This window comes from Thiocapsa sp., assembly GCF_011390875.1.
GTDB lineage: Bacteria > Pseudomonadota > Gammaproteobacteria > Chromatiales > Chromatiaceae > Thiocapsa.
This window is the reverse complement of the sequence record NZ_JAABRP010000375.1, coordinates 1-2,701: the sequence shown is the minus strand read 5'-3', so window position 1 is coordinate 2,701 and position 2,701 is coordinate 1. Positions and strand designations below refer to the sequence as shown.

At 65.4% G+C, this 2,701-nt stretch carries 3 protein-coding genes; 2 read left to right on the top strand and 1 reads right to left on the bottom strand.

Annotation, left to right across the window (positions count from 1 at the left end; translation table 11 throughout):
- Positions 1–133: 133 nt before the first annotated feature.
- Positions 134–1,135, top strand: a complete 1,002-nt coding sequence (gene dusA / locus GPT33_RS18605) for a tRNA dihydrouridine(20/20a) synthase DusA (protein ID WP_296812094.1) — start codon at positions 134–136, stop codon at positions 1,133–1,135.
- A gap of 24 nt (positions 1,136–1,159) precedes the next feature.
- The gene (locus tag GPT33_RS18600) at positions 1,160–2,035 is read left to right on the top strand and encodes a DMT family transporter (protein WP_296812093.1); all 876 of its coding nucleotides are present in this window, start codon (positions 1,160–1,162) and stop codon (positions 2,033–2,035) included.
- Here the strand turns inward: GPT33_RS18600 and GPT33_RS18595 are convergent.
- A partial coding sequence (locus GPT33_RS18595) for an AAA family ATPase (protein ID WP_296812090.1) occupies positions 2,022–2,701 on the bottom strand: 680 nt, incomplete at its 5' end. The genes GPT33_RS18600 and GPT33_RS18595 overlap by 14 nt on opposite strands.

Below are 2,701 nucleotides of genomic sequence, written 5' to 3'. Positions count from 1 at the left end.
CGTCTCACCGAGATCGAGGACATCTCCAAGGCCAAACGCAAAATGAAAATTACGCATGTCGCTCCGGACGCGGTTTAAGCGCTGTCATTCGGTTAAACCGGCTCATCCAACCACCCCGCTGCAAGGCACGTCTTTGTCTTCCCTCCCCGCACCTGTGCTGGATCGCCGCCTATCCGTCGCTCCCATGCTCGACTGGACGGATCGCCATTGTCGCTATTTTCTGCGCCTTCTCAGCCGATCCACCCTGCTCTACACCGAGATGGTGACGACGGGTGCACTGATCCATGGTTCCAAAAGGGGCGATAGCGAGCGCTTCCTCGGCTTCGATCCGGCCGAGCACCCGATCGCGCTCCAGCTCGGCGGATCGGATCCGCAGGACATGGCGCACTGCGCACGGTTGGGCGCCGATCGAGGCTATGACGAGATCAACATCAACGTCGGTTGTCCGTCGGACCGGGTGCAGAACGGGCGATTCGGCGCCTGTTTAATGGCCGAGCCGAGACTGGTCGCGGACTGCGTTGCGGCGATGAAAGATGCCGTCGCAGTGCCCGTGACCGTCAAGACCCGTATCGGGATCGACGATCGCGACAGCTACGGCGAGCTTGTGGACTTTGCCGGCGCCGTGACCGCGGCCGGGTGCGACGCGCTCGTCGTGCATGCGCGCAAGGCTTGGCTCGCCGGGCTGAGCCCGAAGGAGAACCGCGACATCCCGCCGTTGCGCTATGACGTCGTCGAGCAGCTCAAACGCGATCTGCCGCATCAGACCATCGCGATCAACGGGGGCATCAAGACCCTGGAGCAGGCCGTCGGGTTTCTGGAGACTCTCGACGGGGTCATGATCGGCCGCGAGGCCTATCACAACCCCTGGGTCCTCGCCGAGGCGGACCGCATGATCTTCGGGGACGTCCGTCGCGCGCCGACGCGCAACGAGATCCTCGACGCCTTCCTGCCCTACGTGGAGCGTGAGCTTGCGAGGGGCACGCCGCTGAGCGCCATGAGCCGACACATCCTCGGTCTCTTCCAAGGCCAACCCGGCGCACGTGCCTGGCGACGCCATCTGAGCGAGCAGGCGCATCGTCCGGGCGCGGGAGTCGAGGTCCTGACCGCCAAGCTGCCGCCCGAGCCGCGACCTTAGCCTGCGGGATTCGCGCGCGGCGCCATGGACTGGATCAGCCTCTCCCTGCTCTGCGCCTTCTCCCTGGCGAGTGCGGACGCCGCAACCAAAGCGTGGCTTCAGGGCTTCTCGGCCCGCGAGCTTGTCGTCGTGCGCTTCGGCGTCGTCGGGCTGCTCATGACGCCGCTGCTGGTCGGCATGCCGCCGGTACTGGATGTGCCGCTGGCGTTCTGGATGTGGATCGCGGCCTTAATCCCGCTGGAGATCGCCGCGATGCTGCTCTACATGGCGGCGATCCGCGACCATCCGCTCTCGCTCACCCTGCCCTACCTGGCCTTCACCCCGGTGTTCGTCATCGCGGTGGCTTGGGTGCTGCTCGGCGAGGAGATCAGTCCGCTGGGTGCGGCGGGTGTCGGCTTGGTGGTGGCCGGCGCCTGGCTGCTCAACAGCCGACATGCCAGCTACCGCGACTGGCGAAGCTGGACACGTCCGTTCGCGGCCATCGTCGAGGAGCGCGGCTCGCGGATGATGCTGGCGGTGGCCGCCATCTATGCCGTGACCGCGACCCTGGGCAAAGGGGCCATGCGTCACATGGAACCGGAGTACTTCGGGGCCTTCTACTTCGCGCTGCTGGGGGCGGCCGTCTGCCTGCTGTTCGCACTGCCGCGGCCCCGGCTGCTGCTCAAGTTGGCGCGCCGTCCCGGACCCGTGCTGCTGGTCGGCGCCCTGATGGGTCTGATGGTCTACACGCACTTCCTCGCCCTGCAACAGGTCGAGGTGGCCTACATGATCGCCGTCAAACGTCTCAGTCTGCTCTTCGGCATCCTCTACGGTGTGCTGATCTTCCGCGAGACCGGACTCTCCACACGTCTGCCCGGCGGCGTGTTGATGCTCGCCGGTGTGGCGCTCATTGCTCGGTAGGCGCGAGCACGGAAACGAAGGCCGACTCGATCCGTTCGAGAACCTCGGCCAACGGAGGGGTTCGGCTGGTGTCGATGAAGACCGCATGGGCACGCTCGTCGGACGCCAAGGGCTCCAAGGCCAGCCGTTGACGTTCGAGAACCCTCACGTCGGCTTCGGAGACATCCTGGTTCTCGGCACGCCGACAGATGATGCGGTTACGCAGTACATCCACTGGGGCATCGAGAGCCAGGATCGCGACCGGGGTGCAGTGCCGCCGAGCCAAGTCCCAGAACAGTGCACGCCGCGCCGCGCAGATGAAGGTTGCATCGACCAACACGTCGTAGCCGTAGCCGAGGATCGCCTCCGCCAGACGCAACAGCCGGGCGTAGGTCCAATCGGTCGCGGTCGGGAAATAGATACCGGCGTCGAGCGAAGCGCGAGTGGACATCGTCTCGGAGATACCGAAGAGGCGCTTGCGCTCGATGTCCGAGCGCAGATGAATCAAGGGGAGTGCCTCGCGAAGCCGACGCGCCATGTAGCTCTTTCCGGATCCGGACAGACCGCACGCAATCAGCAGGCGAGGCGAACGGGGACGTATATAGGACTCGGCAAGCTCCAGATAACGGGTGCAGGTCGCGCGATTGCGGGCCTCTTGTGCCGAATCCAGATCGCCCTGCCCGAGAC